At 77.2% G+C, this 658-nt stretch carries 1 pseudogene; it reads right to left on the reverse strand.

Annotated features, from left to right (window positions below):
* A pseudogene (locus HMPREF3105_RS01545) lies at nt 1-634 on the reverse strand (thiol reductant ABC exporter subunit CydC); the annotation flags it as partial.
* Nucleotides 635-658: the final 24 nt, after the last annotated feature.

The following is a 658-nucleotide window of genomic DNA, read 5'->3' on the forward strand; positions in this document are numbered from 1 at the left end:
CGGCGGCCCACGCGGCCCGACGGCGGGGACGCTGCAGCCGGTCGTCCAGCACCGCCAGTCCCCTCAGCGCAGGCTCGGTCAGCCCCAGCCCGCGCAGGTCCCCGGCCGCGTTCAGCACGGCGGCCACACGGTCGACGAGCGCGCCCTGCCCTCGCACCTGGGCCGCGGTCTGGCGGCGGTCCAGGACGGCGACCAGCGCGGGGATCACCACCAGGGCGACCGCCCCGGGCACCAGGGCCACGACCGCCAGCTCCGGGGCCAACGCCCAGGTCAGGGCGGCGGTGGCCAGCCAGGCGAGCAGGGCCGCCGGGGCAGGCACGAGCACCCGGGGCACCGCGTCCCGAAAGGCGTCCACGTCCGAGACCAACAGGGACAGGGCGCCGTCGGTCCGGCCCACCCGCCCCCACAGCCGGGGTTGACGGCCCAGCGCGTCCCACAGGCGCAGCCGCAGCTCCGTGGCCCAGCCGAACACGGCGTCGTGGGTGGTCAGCCGGTCCAGGTAGCGGAACACGGCCCGGGACAGGCCGAACCCGCGCACCAGCACGATCACGGCCAGCAGGTAGAGCACCGGCGGCCGCGTCGAGGCGGTGACGATCAGCCAGCCGGACAGTGCCGCCAGCAGTGCCGCGGACACGTGGGTCCCGGCGGCCCAGCCGAT

The sequence above is a fragment of the Micrococcus sp. HMSC31B01 genome, from assembly GCF_001816085.1.
GTDB lineage: Bacteria > Actinomycetota > Actinomycetes > Actinomycetales > Micrococcaceae > Micrococcus > Micrococcus luteus.